Origin of the sequence: Hyphobacterium indicum, assembly GCF_003129605.1 — a bacterium.
Lineage (GTDB): Bacteria > Pseudomonadota > Alphaproteobacteria > Caulobacterales > Maricaulaceae > Hyphobacterium > Hyphobacterium indicum.
Map to the genome: position 1 here is coordinate 126412 of NZ_QBDX01000002.1, position 15984 is coordinate 142395.

The following is a 15984-nucleotide window of genomic DNA, read 5'->3' on the forward strand; positions in this document are numbered from 1 at the left end:
CATGAGCGATCAGAAACCGGAAAAGAAGACAGGTGGCCTGCTCGGGAGAATACTGCTCGGTTTGCTCCTGCTGATCGTCATCGGGGTGATTGTTGTTGCCGGCGCGGCCTGGTTCAGCTGGCAATGGCTGCAGGACGAAGTCGCCGATGCCGGCCCGGCCGAAACCGAGACCATCGTCACCTTGCCGCGCGGTGCAGGACTCATTGCCATCGCCAACCAGCTGGAACGCGAAGGCGTCATCGAGGATGCACGGATTTTCCGTATCTGGGTCACCATCGATGGCGGCGACCGCGATTTGCAGGCGGGGGAATACGCCATTCCTGCACGGTCCAGCATTCTCGACATCTATGAGCAGCTGCGCGAGGGCGAGACCCTGTCCTATCCGGTGACGGTGCCGGAAGGGCGGACCAGCGCCATGATTGTACGCATCCTCAATGACTCGGAGGTGCTGACCGGCGAGATCACAAACATGCCGGAAGAAGGCACACTTCTGCCCGAGACCTATTTTGTGCAACGCGGCACGCCGCGCCAGGCTGTGCTCGACCGCATGCGGGCCGATCAGCAAGCCCTGATCGACCAGCTCTGGCCCGGCCGCGCGGCAGATTTGCCCTTCGATACGCCGGAGGAGGCCATCATCCTGGCCTCCGTCGTTGAAAAGGAGACCGGCGTCGCGGACGAGCGCCCACTGGTGGCATCGGTTTTCGTCAACCGGCTGCGCCGGGGCATGCGGCTGGAAAGCGATCCGACGATCATCTACGGCATCACCGGCGGCGAGCCTCTGGGCCGCGGCATACGACGCTCCGAACTCGACAATGCCGATAATCCCTACAACACCTATTTCGTGAACGGCTTGCCGCCGACACCGATTGCCAATCCCGGCCGGGATGCCATTGCGGCCGTCCTCAACCCGCCCGACACCGATTATCTCTTCTTTGTGGCCGATGGCACCGGCGGGCACGCCTTTGCCGAGACCTATCGCCAACATCAGCGGAATGTGGCCAACTGGCGCCGGATCGAACGGGAGCGCAGATAATGCCACGGCTTTCCGGAATGACAGGGTTTGCGCGCGCGGGCGGTCAGTTTTCGCACTGGACCTTTGTCTGGGAGATCAAGAGCGTGAATGGCAAGGGGCTGGAAGTGCGGTTCCGCACACCGCCCGGCTATGATGCGCTGGAACAGGCGGCCCGGGAGCGCGCCAAGCGGACGTTTTCGCGCGGTAACATTCAGGCCAGCCTCACCCTGGCAAGAGATCTGTCCGCAAGCGATGTCTCGATTGATGCCGCCCGTCTGGAAGCCCTGATCGCCGCCAGCCGGCCCTATGTCGAAAAGGGAGAGGTGGCGCCGCCATCCTTTGACGGCCTTCTGGCGGTCAAGGGCGTCCTCAGGTCCGAGGACGACGCCAGCGAAGCCGATGCCGAAGCCCTGCACGGCGCCATTCTGGTCGCCTTTGACGAGGCCCTGGCCGCGCTTCGGACCGCGCGTCTCGAAGAAGGCGCCGCCCTGTCCGGAATTCTCACGACCGTTCTGGATGAAATCGTGGCATTGCGGGAGCAGGCGGCCAGCCTTGCGGCAGCACGTCCGGAGATCATCCGCGACAGATTCCGCGCCCGGCTGCAGGATTTTCTCGACGGCGATCTGCCCGAGGAAAGGCTCGCCCAGGAAGCGGCCATGCTCGCCGTCAAGGCTGATATCCGCGAGGAACTCGACCGCCTGACCGCCCACATCGAAAGCGCCCGTGATCTGCTGGCGCAAGGCTCTCCCGTCGGACGCAAGCTGGATTTCCTGTCTCAGGAGTTCAATCGTGAGGTCAACACGCTATGCTCCAAGTCCGGCGATTCGGAGCTGACACGCATCGGGTTGGCACTGAAAGCCGCGGTCGATCAGTTCCGGGAGCAGATACAGAATGTCGAATAGCCGGCCACCTGCCCCCCGCTACCGGGGTGGACGACGTGGCATGATGCTGGTTCTTTCCAGCCCGTCCGGGGCCGGAAAGACGACGCTGTCCAAGCGATTGATCATGCATCATCCCGATGTCGTCCTCTCTGTCTCGGCCACGACCCGTGCCGCCCGCCCGGGCGAGCTGGATGGCGAGGATTATTTTTTCGTCAGCCATGAGGCATTCGAGAAACGCATTGCGGAAGGCGGGTTTTTCGAACACGCAAAAGTTTTTGACCAGTATTATGGAACGCCCATCGCCCCGGTCGAGGAGGCGCTGACCGAGGGCCGCGATGTGGTCTTCGATATCGATTGGCAGGGGGCGCAGCAGCTGGCCGAAAAGGCGCCGCGCGACGTGGTGCGCGTTTTTATTCTGCCGCCGTCGATGAAGCTTCTGGAGGACCGTCTGCGCAAACGCGGGCAGGATTCCGAGGACATCATCAATGGCCGCATGGCCCGCGCCGAAGCGGAAGTCTCCCATTGGGAGGAATATGATTATGTCATCGTCAATGAGGACTTTTCCGGCGCGCTCGAGGAACTCGAACTCATCCTCCGCGCCGAACGCCTGCGCCGCACCCGCCGGCCCTGGCTGCGCGGTTTCGTCGATGAGCTGATGAGCGAGCGGGATTAACCCCGCGCCGCCCGCCACGCCTTTGCCAATGCAAAAAACCCCTCCGGCGGAATCGTCTCCGCCCTGGCACCGGGGTCAATGCCCGCAGCCTCCAGCAAGGTTTCTGCTGATGTGCCCGCCTTGCCCGCCGCGATGCCCAGGCTTTTGCGCAAGGTCTTGCGGCGCTGGCCAAAGGCGCTTTCCGTGACCACTTCCAGCGCCGCCAGATCAGTGAAACGTTGCGCAGCGGGAAGGGGATCAATCACCACCACCGCACTATCGACCTTGGGCGGTGGCGTGAAGGCACGGGCCGGTGCATTCAGCACGATCCGCGCCGACGCGACAGCAGCCGTCAGAATGGCCAGCCGCCCATAGGCTTTGGCCCCCGCGGGAGCGACCACCCGTTCCGCAACCTCTTTCTGGAACATCAGCACCAGTCTCTGCCAGAAGACCGGCTCGGCTTTCAACCATTTTATGAGCAGGGGCGTGCCGACATTATAGGGCAGGTTGGACGCAATCACGGCCGGTCCCCCGCCGGTCAATGCGGCTTCGTCCACTTTCAGCGCATCGCCCTCGATCATCTCGAAAGGCGTTGGATAATAGTCAGCCGTCGCCTCCAGCGCCGGGATGAAGCGTGCATCCATCTCGACCGCGATCAGGCGTTCGGGCGCAAGCGCCAGCAGGGGCCGGGTCAGGCCGCCAGGGCCGGGGCCGACCTCGATGATCGTGACGCCGGAGACATCCCCGCACAGGCTGGCAATCTTTCCGGTCAGATTAAGATCGAGCAGAAAATGCTGACCGAAGGATTTGTCGGCGCGCAGCCCGTATTCGGCGATTATCTCCCGCAGCGGTGGCGGCGTGCTCATATGGCCCGCCGCGCGGCCATGTCAGCCGCCAGCCGGATGGCCGCGATCAGGCTGTCGGCGCGCGCTACGCCCTTGCCGGCAATATCGAATCCGGTGCCATGATCCGGCGATGTGCGGATGACAGGCAGGCCGAGCGTGACGTTCACGCCGCCCCAGAAATCCAGCGCCTTGAACGGGATCAGCCCCTGATCATGATACAGGCAGATGGCCGCATCATATCCGGCCCGCGCTTCCTCATGGAACATGGCATCGGGCGGCAGCGGGCCGGATATGTCCACGCCCTCGGCGCGCAGGGCATTGGCGGCCGGCGCGATAATGGTAATCTCCTCGCGGCCCAGGGAACCGCCTTCGCCGGCATGTGGATTGAGTCCGGCCAGCGCCAGTCTCGGCGTTCTGATGCCAAAATCCTTTCGCAGCGCATGGGCCGTGACCCGTGCCGTATGGATGATGGCTTCGGCGCTCAGACCCTCGATCGCCGCTTTCAGTGACATGTGGATGCTGACCAGGGAAACGCGCAGCTTTTCGCCTGCCAGCATCATTACCGGTCCGCGCGGTCCCGCCTGCTTCAGCTTCCGGGTCAGCATGGCGACATACTCGGTATGGCCAGGATGCTTGAAGCCGGCCGTATAAAGGACGGCTTTGGAAACCGGATTGGTGACAATGCCGCCGGCCAGGCCGCTGGCCGCCAGCGCGACCGACTGCTCGATAGAAGCCAGAACGGGGGCGGCATTCGCCCCGTCTGCCTGCCCCGCTGTGACAGGCGCAGCAAGCGCGACCGGGATGACGGGCAGGGCGCGGGAAAATACGGATTCCGCTTGCGCGGGCGTTTCGATGATCTCCACCGGAACATCATACAGGGCCGGGTCGCCGATCACGAAAAAGACCGGCCCGGCCTGCTTCAGCGCCTGCCAGGCGGCGCAACTGATCTCCGGACCGATCCCGGCCGGATCGCCCATGGTCAGCGCCAGGGGCGCGGTCATTAGCGGATTTCGATCGTGGAGTCGCGGCGTAGATCACGGAGCCAGCGGCGGGACAGCATCGACAATTGCTGGTTGCGCAGCTGGCGTTCGATTTCCTCGCGCGTGGGCACGCCCGGTCCGCCGATAGAACGATCACAGACGAAATAGACCTGCCGTCCGGCCGCGGATTCCAGAATGCCGGTATTCTCACCCTCATCGAGCCCGGACAGGGGTTCGGCAACTTGCGGCAACAGCGCATCCAGCGAAATCTGGCCCAGACGGGACGAGAAGGCACCGTCAACGCCTTCGACGGCGGCGTCGATCTGGTCGCAACTGGCAATGCGCGAAATCGCCCGCTGTAATGCGGCAACGGACTCGTCAGTGACCCGGCTGGTCGGGATTGTCACCTGTGCCAGATCATACATGATGGCAGTGGTGCCTTCGCGCTCGTCAATCAGGGCGATGATCATCAGCCCGCCCGGAACACGGAAGGGCCGCGACAACTGACCCGGCGAGAGCGCTTGCGCGACCTGCGCCACTTCCGGGCGCATCTGTCCGGTGAGCAGCCAGCCGATTTCGCCGCCATTGGCCGCTGACGGGGCATCGGAAAACTGCTGGGCGACGGCCTGGAAAGGGGCACCCTGCTGGATCTGGGTCATAACCGCGATCGCGCGCTGCTGGGCCTGTTCCTCATCAGACGAGACCGGGATTTCGAGAAAGATTTCGGCCAGGCGGTATTGCGTTTCCGATGCCGATGCGGCCACGCGTTCCAGCGTCGCTTCGATCTGCTGATTGGAAATACGGATGCGGTTGCTATAGCGCCCGCCGACGAGGATTTGCCACGCGATTTCCGCCTCGAGCTGGCGGCGGAGCGTTGTGACAGCAATACCGCTGGCGGCCAGATCACGTTCGATCTGAGCCGGGTCGGCATCATTCTGGACCGCGATATTCTGGATGGCGGCGTCCACCTCGGCTGGATCAACCTCGACTTCATACTCGAGCGCTTCCTGCAGCTGAAGCGTTTCATCGACCAGAGAGCGGATCGCCTGATCCTGGATTCGGGCCAGCGCTTCCGGCGTCGGCTGGGCCCCGGACGATGCAATGATCAGCCGCATCCGGTTGCGGACATCCACAGTTGTGATCGGATAGTCATTGACCAGCGCAGCTATGCCTTCAACTTGCTGGGCATGGGCACAGGCGCTGCCAACAGCAGAAAGCGCCAGGGCAAGTGAGGCGGTCAAAAGTCGTTTCATGATCATGGCCGATTTTTTCTGGTACGGTCTCGAAAATACTCATACGCGCGCGCGGTGCAACGATGGCGCACTGCTCATGGCAGTTATTCGGAGCCAATACCACCGAGCGTGAACAGCGTCACACGGAACTGGATCGATTCCGACGGGCCGAGATTGCCGATATTGAGGTTTTCGCGCTGATACAGGATTTCGAAGTCCGTGCAGAAATCGCGATAGCGGAACCCGACTTCCTGACGCCGGTTTACATCCTGATCCATATCGCGTTGCACATTGTAGACCACGCTCCAGTTCTCGGTGAGACGCGTTTGTGAAACAAGCTGGATCTCCTCGCTGGGGCCAGGCCGGTTAAGCGAATCATCAAAGCTGAAATACCGGATCTGGGCGAAAACCCTTTGGCCATAATAGGTCGCCATAAGGTCAATCCGGTTCAGCGTGCCGTCCTCGGCATCCACGCGCGTCCGCGCCATCAAGTCAAAAGATCCCAGATCGATCTCGCCCGCGACGATAAAATCGGAGTCATCTTCGAACAGCCCGCTATTGGCCGCGAATACGGGATCACCATCCAGTCTCCGGCTCTGACCGATAAATCCGCGAAGCTGATTGTTATTTCCCCAGAATGTTGTCGAACGTAGCCCGTAGGTCAGGCGCGTGCCTTCCTCCCACAAATCATATCCCGTCGCGCGATTGTGATCGAACAGAAGGGTCTCATCGAGTTCCGCGGTCTGGCTGTCCTCATTGATGATCCTCGTCGACTCGGTGTCGTCGGACGCAACCAGTGCCTGCAGCATGGGTTCCAGAATCGTATCGGCGGCGCCGGTCGAATTGATCAGTGGCCAGCTCAGCTCAGCGCCAGCATAGCCAAGAACGCGGCCAAAGGAATCTTCCGTGACCGTATTTCCGGGCAGCGCGCCGGGCACGTCGGAAAAACTGTAATAATCCGTCCGCCCGGCAGCAAAAGGCTCAAACACCAGCCCGCCGGGGGCGATGAACTGTGCCTGCCAGTCCAGCGAGGCCGACGCGCGCTGATAATCCACACCGTCATTGCGCGTCAGAACCGTCGTCGAGGCAATTGCGCGAAGACGGCCGAACCGTTCCCCTGCTGCGGTGTTCAGCCGCAATTCGCCCAACGGCGCCATGACTGGCAATTGATCATCATTTTCGAATTCGCGCAGACTTTGAACGCCCGAGGCGATCACTTCTGCGTAGTAATTATCTGTCCGGCCTTGCGCATAGAGCTGATTCATGAGCCGGCGGGGGGCGGGTTCTATTATGCCGGGATAATCTTCATAGGTTTCCGAGATGTCATAGGACCGCATGTGGAAATCGTCCGACGCCAGCTGCACGCCAAAGCCCCAGACCCAGTTTTCGGTGACATCAAACTCACCGCCGCCAAACAGGTGCCAGCGATGTTCGGCGTCGTTTAGCAATTCACCATCGCTGTCGATATCGCGTTCCCGCGTATAGCTGGTCTCGAAAGCCATATCCCCTGACCAGAACCGGCGCCGGTACTCCAGTTCCACAAGCGGATTGACATTGGCCATGACCCGCGGCGTGACCGTGATGTCCTGATACGGGGAAAGGACCCAGTGATAGGGCTGTCCGTAGAAGGCTCCGAGCCGCGACGATACACCGAAATCCGGAAACAGCAGGCCAGACCGCCGTTCGGAGGACGGGTCCGCATGGGCAAAGACCGGAGAAAAGGCAACGGGTAGTCCGAGAACCTCCAGCCGGACATCACGATAATACATCATGTCCGAATCCGTATCCCGCACGGCACGGGCGGCACGCAGACGCCAGGTCGGCTCACGGCCATGCGTTTCAATACGGCAGGCTGTATAATAGGCATTGGTCAGTTCCAGCGACCCGTTTGCCCGCCTTACGGCGAACGCTGCAGCGGTGCTGCCATTGTTCTCGAGCAGCGTCGAAAACCCGACGGCGAGACCTTCACCGAGCGCGTCATCCAGTTCGATTTCGTCGGCAAATTGCGGCGGAGCATTATCGGAGAAGATGGCAACATTGCCGCGTGCAATGACCCGGTTGGTGCCGGGGCGATATATCAGCTCGTCAGCTTCGACGGTCCGGCCATTCTGGCGCGCGACTACATTGCCCTGCGCCATGTAACTGCCGTCCGCACGATTCTCGATCAGCGTATCGGCCTCGATAAAGACAGGCTCATCACCGGCCGCCGACAAAAGTCCGCCGTCGGTTCCCTGCGTCACGGCACATATCGCCGCTTCGGCCATGCCGGATATCAGTGCGCTGGCACAAACCGCAGTGAGAAGCAGGGACCGCATACGATACTCCTTGGGGCCGGGCCGGTTACCAACCCGCATAAACACTTATAGCGCGCGCGTCCACGCCGCGCTGCTAACCATCTTCGGTCGACGCGATGTAGGCAAGGGCAAGCAAGGTCGTGATCAGTGGCGCCGCCCAGGCCGCGGTCAGGGGCGGCAGGGTGCCATTGCCACCCAGCGTATGCAGAACTTCCTGCACGAAATATATCAGGAAACCTGCCGCACCCCCGGTTAGCGCAAACGCCGCCGCTCCGCCGAGCCGGTAAAGCCGCAAGGTCGCTGCCGCTGCAATCAGACTTGCTGCGATCAGGGTCAGCGGCAGAGTCAGGAGGCCTTGCCAGCGCAGGACGAAGCGTTCGGCGGCGAGGCCGGAGGCTTCCGCCGACGCAATCAGCCCCGGCAGGTCCCAGAAAGAGACGCCGCGAGGTGAACGGATGCGCTCGAACAGAGACTGACGGTCAATGCTAGTGGGAAGCGCCACTTCGCCGATCTCGAGAGGCGCGGCACCAGGCGTACGTTCCACGGCGCCCTCGAGCGTCCAGAAACCGGCTATGAGTTGCGCGCTGGAGGCCGTTATCCTGCGATCCAGATCTGGCCGGCCGGAATCGCCGATCGTGTAGAAGTGAAAGACCGGGGCGACCAGCTCCCGGGCATTTTCTTCCAGCTGTCGCGCCGAAATGACCGTAAAACCGTCGGCCGTGGTTTCCCGCAGCCAGACAGGCTGGGCCCGCGGCGCATCGGTCTGGACCTGCGTGAGTTGATCCCGGCGGGATTCGAATTCGGCGTTCAGTGCGGATCCGATGGGATTCAGCAAGGTCGTCGCCAGAATGCCGGACACAAGCGCAATGATGACAGCGGGGGATACGATCCGCCAGGCTGAATAGCCCGAGGCCCGCATCACCACGAGTTCGCTGCGGCGATTGAGCCGGAACAGCGCAAACAATACGCCGAACAGGAAAATGAAAGGCAGGGTCTCTTCAACCAGCAAGGGGGCCCGCAACAGTGTCAGCACCAGAAGATCAAAGGCGGAGACATCAACGCGTGTACCAACGGCACGGGATTGCTCCACAAAATCGACAAGCAGGATGATTGCCACAACGACGCTGGCGGCAACAAAAATGCCGAACAGGATCTGAAGCGCCAGATAGCGGGCGAGGCGGCTGCGAAGCGGGTTCATGCGGCGACCGCCTCTTCGTCAATGCCCGGCCGCGGACGTCCGCGCCGCCACCAGATGAGTGTCATCGCGCCGATCATGGCCAGTACCGGCAAGGCGTATTGCACATAATTGAAAGCGGGATCATCAGCCGCTGCCGATTGGGCGGCAAAGCCGGCAAGCCGGACGGTCAGGGCGATCCCGACAGCAATGATGACCTTTCGCGTATTGCCGAGCCGCGAATGCGTGCCGGCCATGAAGGCGGCCGCGGCAATCAGCGCCAGGGCGATATTGTAAAGCGGTCCGGACAGCCGGTAATGCGCTTCAGCAAGCAAACGTTCGGCCCCGCGTGCGCGGGCCAGCGCTGTGGCGTCCGGATAGAATAATTCATGCAGAAACCGGTCCGATTCCTTGAAGAAGAAAATCAGTTGCGGATCAACAAAATCCCCGAGATCAAATTCATAACGGTCAAATGTCAGGAAGCTGAGCGCGCCGGTTTCATCCACCTGCTGCACATTGCCGTCTATGAGCACCATGGACGGGCGGACCTCCCCCCGGACAATGACGCCTTCGCGCGCCGCGTAGGTGGAGACCTCGTCGGGATCACGCGCATCGTGGATGAAGATATCGGCCATGCGGCCGCTACCGTCGGATTCGCGGGCATAAAGCGTTACGCCGGCTGCCAGATTGGAAAACTCTCCGGGCCGTACCAGGCTGGCCGCGACATCGGTGCGCAGTTCGTAAACGCTGCGCCGCATTTCCTGATAGGCCAGCGGCTGGACAAAGAGATTGATGCCCAGATTCAGGATGGCCGCCAGGACCGCCAGACGGATGACCGGGGACAGCACGCCCCAGCGCGACAAACCAGAGGCAGACGCCACCGTTGCTTCTGAATCCGAATAGAGACGCGACAATCCGGCCAGGACTGCAATGAACAAGGCAAACGGCGACAGCAGCGCCACCAGCTGCGGCAAGGCGAGAAAGGTGACCTTGATAAAGGTAAAGGCGGTTTCGCGGTAATTCGAGATGAATTCGATGTTCGAGAGGCTCTGAGTCAGCAAGGCCAGCGCCGCGAACGCAGTGGCAGCGGTGACAAACGGCATCAGCAATTGCCGGAACATGTAGCGCTGTACGAGAATCATCGGGCCTGCAGACTCATGCGGATATGGCCTTCTATAACACCCGGCGATCGGATACCACTTCGGCGACACAGCTTCGCACACCCATTCGGGGTGAGGCGATCCACAAAAGAGGATGAGGCATGAAAATCAAGTTCGCAGACGCGCCGGCCAAGGGGTCAATTGCGGTCCCCGCATTCGACAAGGCCGTGCTGTCCGAAACCGCCAAGACCGTTGATACCGCGACTGCAGGCGCGCTGACCCGCGCCATCAAGTCGTCGCGTTTCAAGGGCGGGGCCGGCGAAGCCCTCGTCATCAATGCACCGTCCGGCATCGACGCCGATCGCGTCGTCCTGTTCGGCGTGGGCAACAAGAAGACCGACGGCAATGCGCTGGAGCAGGCCGGGGCCGGACTGGTCAAGGCGCTCCTGACAACGGGCGAAAAGGATTTGCACGTCCATCTGGAGGGAATCGCCGACGCTGAAGGCGCAGCCCGTTTTGCACTGGGCGGCATGCTGGCCGCCTACCGTTTTGACAAATTCCGCACCAAGCTGGCTGATGACAAGAAGCCCTCGCTGAAATCGGTGACGGTCTCGGCCGACGATCAGAAAGCCGCGAAAGCCGCCTGGAAAGACTGGTCGGCGGTGGCCGAAGGTGTTTATCTCGCCCGCGACCTCGTCAACGAGCCGTCCAACTTCCTGCGCCCGCCGGATTATGCCAAGCGCATTGAAAAGCTCGCCGATATCGGTCTCGAGATCGAGATCCTCGGCGAAAAGGAAATGACCAAGCTCGGCATGCACTCGCTGCTGGGCGTCGGTCAGGGCTCGGTCGCCGAAAGCAAGATCGCCATCATGAAATGGAATGGCGGCAAGAAGGGCGACAAGCCGCTCTGTTTTGTCGGCAAGGGCGTCACTTTCGACACCGGTGGCATTTCGCTCAAGCCGGGGGCCGGCATGGACGAAATGAAGGGCGATATGGGCGGTTCGGCTGCTGTTGTCGGCCTGATGACCACGCTCGCCAATCGCAAGGCCAAGGTAAATGCGGTCGGCCTCGTCGGGCTCGTGGAAAACATGCCCGATGGTGACGCACAGCGTCCGGGCGATGTCGTGACCTCCATGTCCGGTCAGACCATCGAGATTCTCAATACCGACGCGGAAGGCCGCCTCGTTCTGGCCGATGTGCTCTGGTATGCGCAGAAAGAATATGATCCGGAATTCATCATCGACCTGGCAACCCTGACCGGGGCGATCCTGATCGCGCTGGGTCATGAGCATGCCGGCATCTTCTCGAATTCCGACAAGCTGTCCGACCAGCTCTCGAAAGCCGGTCTGGCCTCGGACGAGAAAGTCTGGCGCCTGCCCATCGGGCCGGAATATGACCGCCAGATCGACAGTCCCATCGCCGACATGAAGAATATCGGCGAGGGCCGTCTGGCCGGATCTATCACCGCGGCGCAATTCCTCCAGCGCTTCGTCAATGACAAGCCCTGGGTGCATATCGACATCGCCGGTGCCGGCATGTGGTCCGGCGCCAAGGATGCCCGTCTGCCGACCTTCGGCACGGGCTATGGCGTGCGCCTTCTGGACCGCTTCGTGCGGGACAATTACGAGGGCTAGGTAAATGGCCGGCGAGCTGTGGTTCTACCATCTTGAGCGGACCACGCTCGCCGATGCCTTGCCCGAATTGCTTGAAAAGACGCTTGAAAAGGGCTGGCGCGCTCTGGTGCGTACCGGCCATGCCGATCATATCAAGGCGCTGGAATCGACGCTCTGGACGGCGAAGGAGGACAGCTTCCTCGCCCATGGCCGCGCCGATGAGCCGGACCCGGACCGCCAGCCCATCCTGCTATCCCTCACGGAAGACAATCTGAATTCCGCGCAAATCCTGTTTGCGCTGGATGGTGTGGACGTCGAGAACCCCGACGGGTTTGAACGCGTCTGCGTCATGTTTGATGCCAGTGACGAGCAGGCGATCGCGGCCTCCCGCGCACTGTGGAAGAAGGCCAAGGCCGCCGGCCGCGCCATCGCCTACTGGCAGCAATCCGTCGAAGGCCGCTGGGAAAAGAAGGCTTAAGCCTGCGCAAGCTTTTCGGAAAACCCGTTATCGGCTTTGCGCATCAGCTCTATGGCATCTTGACGCCTGTCGACCTGTTTCAGGGCTTTCTTCCAGGATTTGTGCAGCCGGTTTTTCAGGAAGGGCGTGGCTTCTTCCGGATCGTTTCCGCTGGTTCGGGCAAATAGCGCCGTCGCCACCAACAAGCTGTTTTCGGACAGGTAGCCCTGCCGCTTGCTGGACCAGCCACTCCCGTAAAAACCTTGGTGGCCCCCAAACTCGAATGCCGAATTGGCCAGAAATACGCCAAAGCCCATGTACACAGCTGCCAGATCGGTCAGCAATTCGGCTTCCTCTCCCATATCCCCTGTGTCGATCTGGGTGGCGATCAGCAAGTAATGCGCAAGTTCGTGCGCAAAAGTGGCGATAAGATCCATTGGCCGGTTCACGGCATCCAGATCGTACCGGATAATCGGTTCATTGCCGTCACCTGTAATGAAGAGGCCGGCAGACTGTTGCCGTTCGGGGGCCAGAAAAACATATTCTGATACCTGTTCGGGCTTCAGAGCCTCGAAGCTTTCCAGTTTGACCGGCCAGTTTTCAAGTCCTGCCAATTGTTGAACTCGGTCGAATATGCGCTGTGCGGTTTCCGCTGGTGATGGCGCTGCGGACCCGAACTCGCCGGGCCGGGGCAGCACCATGGCAGAACTACCCAGCGGTTTTTCCGGCCCGAGACGTTGATGCAGCATGTCCCATTGCTCGAAAATCCAATCCTCGATGTCTTTATCAACCAGCCGCCGGTCAAACATGGGCGCTCCTGTCCGTTCCTCGCCAAATTGTAAGTTGTATCTATCGTGTGCTTCCGGCAAGCCTCGCGCAGGACCGGGGCGATCATGAAACATTTCATTCCATTCTTGGCATTGATTGTTGTCGCCTGCGGGCCCGGTGCGCCGCGTGAAGGCTCCATCGAGTATTTCGCCGAGGAAACGCGGGAGGCCATTCTGGCACGCGACATCGCCTTTTTCCGCGCTCATGGCGTCAGTGACTGGCACTTTGATGGCGACGGCTTTGCGGCCCCGGTCGAGGCCTGGCTCTACGATGACGCCTGGCTGGCCGGGCGGGAAGGCGATGATCGCTACACGTCCGTGGCGTCGATCCTCGCGCAGGAAGGCGGCGTCGAGCTCATCCGCAGCCATCGCAATTTCAACGCGGACGGGCTCCGCACCGATCTGATCATCTTCTTCACCGGCGAGGATTTCTGGGATCATCACCCGGTCAACGACTACATGATCGGTTATGCCATCGTCGAAGTGGTGCAACTGGATGGGGAATGGGTCTATATTGATCCCTTCTTCGCATCGCTGCGGGGGCACTGGCTGCGCAGCGACTATGACCAGCCTCTGGAGCCTCGATGATGAAAAAGCTGATATTTCCGCTTCTGTTCGCGCTCGCCGCCTGTGCGACGCCGCAGCCCGCCGATCCCGGGATCGAGACGCCGGTGCTGGGCGAGGGCGGGTGCGATGCCGATATGCTCGGCTATCTGGTCGGCCAGGATATCAACGAGATCGACGTCGACACCCTGCCGCAGCCCCGCCGCATCATCCCGCCGGGCACGGCCGTCACGATGGATTATCGCGCCGACCGTACGAATATAGAACTCGATGAGGATGATCGCGTGGTGCGGGTTTATTGCGGGTAGGCGCAATACTCAAAACCGTTTCCCTCCGACTTGATCGGAGGGCCTCTTTGATGGCGAGATCGTCCGGTCAAGCCGAACGAAAACGGATTCTGAAATACGCCAAACCGGCTAGCCCGCCTCTGCCGCTTCCAGCCTCTCCATCGCGTCCAGCCAGTTCGTCTCCGCGGTCTCGATCAGTTCTTCGGCCCGGGCCCGTTTGATCTGCAGTTCGGTGGCGGTTTTCGGATCCTTTTCATAAAGCCCCGGCGCAGCCAGCCCCTTGTCGATCGTGGCCAGAATGGCCCGCAGGCGCTCAGCTTCCTTCTCCCATTTGCGCACTTCCAGTTTCAGCGGCTTGATGGCCTCGCGCTGGGCGGCTGCCTCGCGGCGGCGGCCGGTCTTTTCATCGATGACCGTGCGGCTGCGTCCACGCTCCTCTTTCGGCGCCTTTCCGGTCACCAGCAGGCGGTAATCCTCCATGTCGCCATCATAGGGCTCGATACCGCCCTCGGCGCACAGCCACAGCCGGTCGGCACAGCTTTCCACCAGGTGCCGGTCGTGGGCGATCAGGATGACGGCTCCCTCATAGGCATTGATGGCATCAATCAGGGCGGCCCGCGCATCCATATCGAGGTGGTTGGTCGGTTCATCGAGGATCAGCAGGTGCGGGCCGTCGAACACGATAAGGTTCAGCAACAGCCGCGCCTTCTCGCCGCCCGACAGCTGCCGGGCCGGCGTTTCCTGCAAATGGATGGGCAGGCCGAACCGCGCCAGCCGCGCCCGGCGCTGGGCCTCGGTCGCTTCCTCCATGCGTTCCAGCACATGATCATAGGCGGACTTTTCCGGTGGCAGCACGTCCATCTGGTGTTGGGCAAAGAAGGCGGTCTGGATTTTCTTGTGACGGCGGAAATGCCCGCCCATCGGTTCCAGCCGTCCGGCCAGCAGTTTCGCAAAGGTCGACTTGCCCGAACCATTGCGGCCCAGCAGGGCGATGCGGTCATCCGGGTCAATGCGCAGATTAAGCCCGCGCAGGATGGGCTGGCCGGGCTCATAGCCCAGATCCAGCCCCTCGATCCGCATCAGCGGCGGGGCCATCTGCTTTTGCGGGGCCGGGAATTCGAAGGGCGAGACCGGATCATCAACAATGGTCGCCACGGGCTGCATCTTTTCCAGGCGTTTCACCCGGCTTTGCGCCTGTTTGGCCTTGCTGGCCTTGGCCTTGAAACGGTCGACAAAAGCCTGCAGGTGGCGGCGTTCATCATCCTGCCGGGCTTTCAGCTTCATCTGCAGGCGTTGTTTTTCCGCCAGCTGGCGCTCGAAATTATCGTAACCGCCCTCGAAAATACTGATTTTCTTCGCCCGCAGATGGGCGATCGTGTCCATCGCGTTCAACAGGTCGCGGTCGTGCGAGATGACCAGCGCCGCACCGGGGAAGCTCTTGAGATAGCTTTCCAGCCAGATCGCGCCTTCCAGATCGAGATAATTGGTCGGCTCATCGAGCAGGAGCAGGTCCGGCCGCGCAAACAGTGTCGCCGCGAGGGCCACCCGCATGCGCCAGCCGCCGGAAAACTCCGAACAGGGCCGCAATTGTTCCGCCGCGGTAAAGCCCAGACCGGACAGGATGATCCCGGCCCGCGCTTCGGCAGAATGCGCCTCGATGTCCGCCAGCCGCGTCTGGATGTCGGCGATGCGGTGCGGATCGGTGGCGGTCTCTGCTTCGGCCAGCAGGCTGGCGCGCTCGGTATCGGCGGCCAGCACCACCTCCATCAGGCTTTCCGGCCCGCCCGGCACTTCCTGATCGACAAACCCCATTCGCGCGCCCTTGCGCACGCGGACATCGCCGCTTTCAGCGGCAAATGTGCCCTTGATCACCCGGAACAGGGTCGACTTGCCCGACCCGTTTCGCCCCACCAGCCCCATGCGGCAGCGCGGCGGCAGGTGAAACGTCGCCTGATCAATCAGCAGGCGGCCTTCCATCCGGCAGGTGAGGTCGTTGACGTGTAGCATGGCGGCAGCGGCTAGCACGGCTTCACAAGGAGCGAAAGCGCCTCTATAAGCCCGCGCGA

At 61.6% G+C, this 15984-nt stretch carries 15 protein-coding genes; 7 read left to right on the forward strand and 8 right to left on the reverse strand.

Annotated elements, in window-relative coordinates:
• Position 1: 1 nt before the first annotated feature.
• From mltG to gmk, 3 genes are read left to right on the forward strand one after another with little or no spacing between them, the layout of a single operon-like run.
• The gene (gene mltG / locus DBR16_RS05005) at positions 2 to 1033 is read left to right on the forward strand and encodes an endolytic transglycosylase MltG (RefSeq protein WP_109260167.1); all 1032 of its coding nucleotides are present in this window, start codon (positions 2 to 4) and stop codon (positions 1031 to 1033) included.
• Positions 1033 to 1914, forward strand: a complete 882-nt coding sequence (locus DBR16_RS05010) for a YicC/YloC family endoribonuclease (RefSeq protein ID WP_109260168.1) — start codon at positions 1033 to 1035, stop codon at positions 1912 to 1914. Before mltG ends, DBR16_RS05010 begins: the two co-directional genes overlap by 1 nt.
• Before the next feature lie 40 nt (positions 1915 to 1954).
• Positions 1955 to 2566, forward strand: coding sequence for a guanylate kinase (gene gmk, locus DBR16_RS05015; RefSeq protein ID WP_233347591.1), 612 nt, complete (start codon positions 1955 to 1957; stop codon positions 2564 to 2566).
• On the opposite strand, the gene rsmA is transcribed toward gmk, so the two are convergent.
• From rsmA to DBR16_RS05045, 6 genes are all read right to left on the reverse strand, one after another.
• On the reverse strand, positions 2563 to 3411 hold the full coding sequence (rsmA, locus tag DBR16_RS05020) for a 16S rRNA (adenine(1518)-N(6)/adenine(1519)-N(6))-dimethyltransferase RsmA (RefSeq protein WP_109260170.1): 849 nt from the start codon (positions 3409 to 3411) through the stop codon (positions 2563 to 2565). The two genes, gmk and rsmA, sit on opposite strands and share 4 nt — an antisense overlap.
• Entirely contained in the window at positions 3408 to 4391 is a 984-nt protein-coding gene (gene pdxA, locus DBR16_RS05025) for a 4-hydroxythreonine-4-phosphate dehydrogenase PdxA (protein ID WP_109260171.1), read from the reverse strand. The genes rsmA and pdxA overlap by 4 nt, the downstream gene beginning before the upstream one ends.
• Entirely contained in the window at positions 4391 to 5629 is a 1239-nt protein-coding gene (locus DBR16_RS05030; protein ID WP_109260172.1) for a peptidylprolyl isomerase, read from the reverse strand. Before DBR16_RS05030 ends, pdxA begins: the two co-directional genes overlap by 1 nt.
• Before the next feature lie 77 nt (positions 5630 to 5706).
• Positions 5707 to 7917 (reverse strand): LPS-assembly protein LptD, encoded by a 2211-nt coding sequence (locus tag DBR16_RS05035; RefSeq protein WP_161539415.1) that lies wholly within the window; start codon positions 7915 to 7917, stop codon positions 5707 to 5709.
• Positions 7918 to 7990: 73 nt separating this feature from the next.
• Complete coding sequence (locus DBR16_RS05040) at positions 7991 to 9094, reverse strand: LptF/LptG family permease (RefSeq protein WP_109260174.1); 1104 nt, start codon at positions 9092 to 9094, stop codon at positions 7991 to 7993.
• Positions 9091 to 10212, reverse strand: a complete 1122-nt coding sequence (locus tag DBR16_RS05045) for an LptF/LptG family permease (RefSeq protein WP_109260175.1) — start codon at positions 10210 to 10212, stop codon at positions 9091 to 9093. The genes DBR16_RS05040 and DBR16_RS05045 overlap by 4 nt, the downstream gene beginning before the upstream one ends.
• A gap of 119 nt (positions 10213 to 10331) precedes the next feature.
• Between DBR16_RS05045 and DBR16_RS05050 the strand changes: the two genes are divergently transcribed.
• Both DBR16_RS05050 and DBR16_RS05055 read left to right on the forward strand, forming a co-directional pair.
• The gene (locus DBR16_RS05050; RefSeq protein WP_109260176.1) at positions 10332 to 11804 is read left to right on the forward strand and encodes a leucyl aminopeptidase; all 1473 of its coding nucleotides are present in this window, start codon (positions 10332 to 10334) and stop codon (positions 11802 to 11804) included.
• 4 nt (positions 11805 to 11808) lie between these two features.
• Positions 11809 to 12261, forward strand: coding sequence for a DNA polymerase III subunit chi (locus tag DBR16_RS05055; protein WP_109260177.1), 453 nt, complete (start codon positions 11809 to 11811; stop codon positions 12259 to 12261).
• Here the strand turns inward: DBR16_RS05055 and DBR16_RS05060 are convergent.
• Positions 12258 to 13049: a hypothetical protein gene (locus DBR16_RS05060; protein WP_109260178.1), complete on the reverse strand. Its 792-nt coding sequence runs from the start codon at positions 13047 to 13049 to the stop codon at positions 12258 to 12260. The two genes, DBR16_RS05055 and DBR16_RS05060, sit on opposite strands and share 4 nt — an antisense overlap.
• Positions 13050 to 13133: 84 nt before the next feature.
• Here DBR16_RS05060 and DBR16_RS05065 point away from each other — a divergent pair, with 84 nt between their 5' ends.
• Complete coding sequence (locus DBR16_RS05065) at positions 13134 to 13655, forward strand: hypothetical protein (RefSeq protein WP_109260179.1); 522 nt, start codon at positions 13134 to 13136, stop codon at positions 13653 to 13655.
• Positions 13655 to 13939: an I78 family peptidase inhibitor gene (locus tag DBR16_RS05070; protein ID WP_161539416.1), complete on the forward strand. Its 285-nt coding sequence runs from the start codon at positions 13655 to 13657 to the stop codon at positions 13937 to 13939. The genes DBR16_RS05065 and DBR16_RS05070 overlap by 1 nt, the downstream gene beginning before the upstream one ends.
• A gap of 108 nt (positions 13940 to 14047) precedes the next feature.
• Here DBR16_RS05070 and DBR16_RS05075 read toward each other — a convergent pair whose 3' ends face one another.
• The gene (locus tag DBR16_RS05075) at positions 14048 to 15925 is read right to left on the reverse strand and encodes an ABC-F family ATP-binding cassette domain-containing protein (protein WP_109260181.1); all 1878 of its coding nucleotides are present in this window, start codon (positions 15923 to 15925) and stop codon (positions 14048 to 14050) included.
• Positions 15926 to 15984 lie beyond the last annotated feature (59 nt).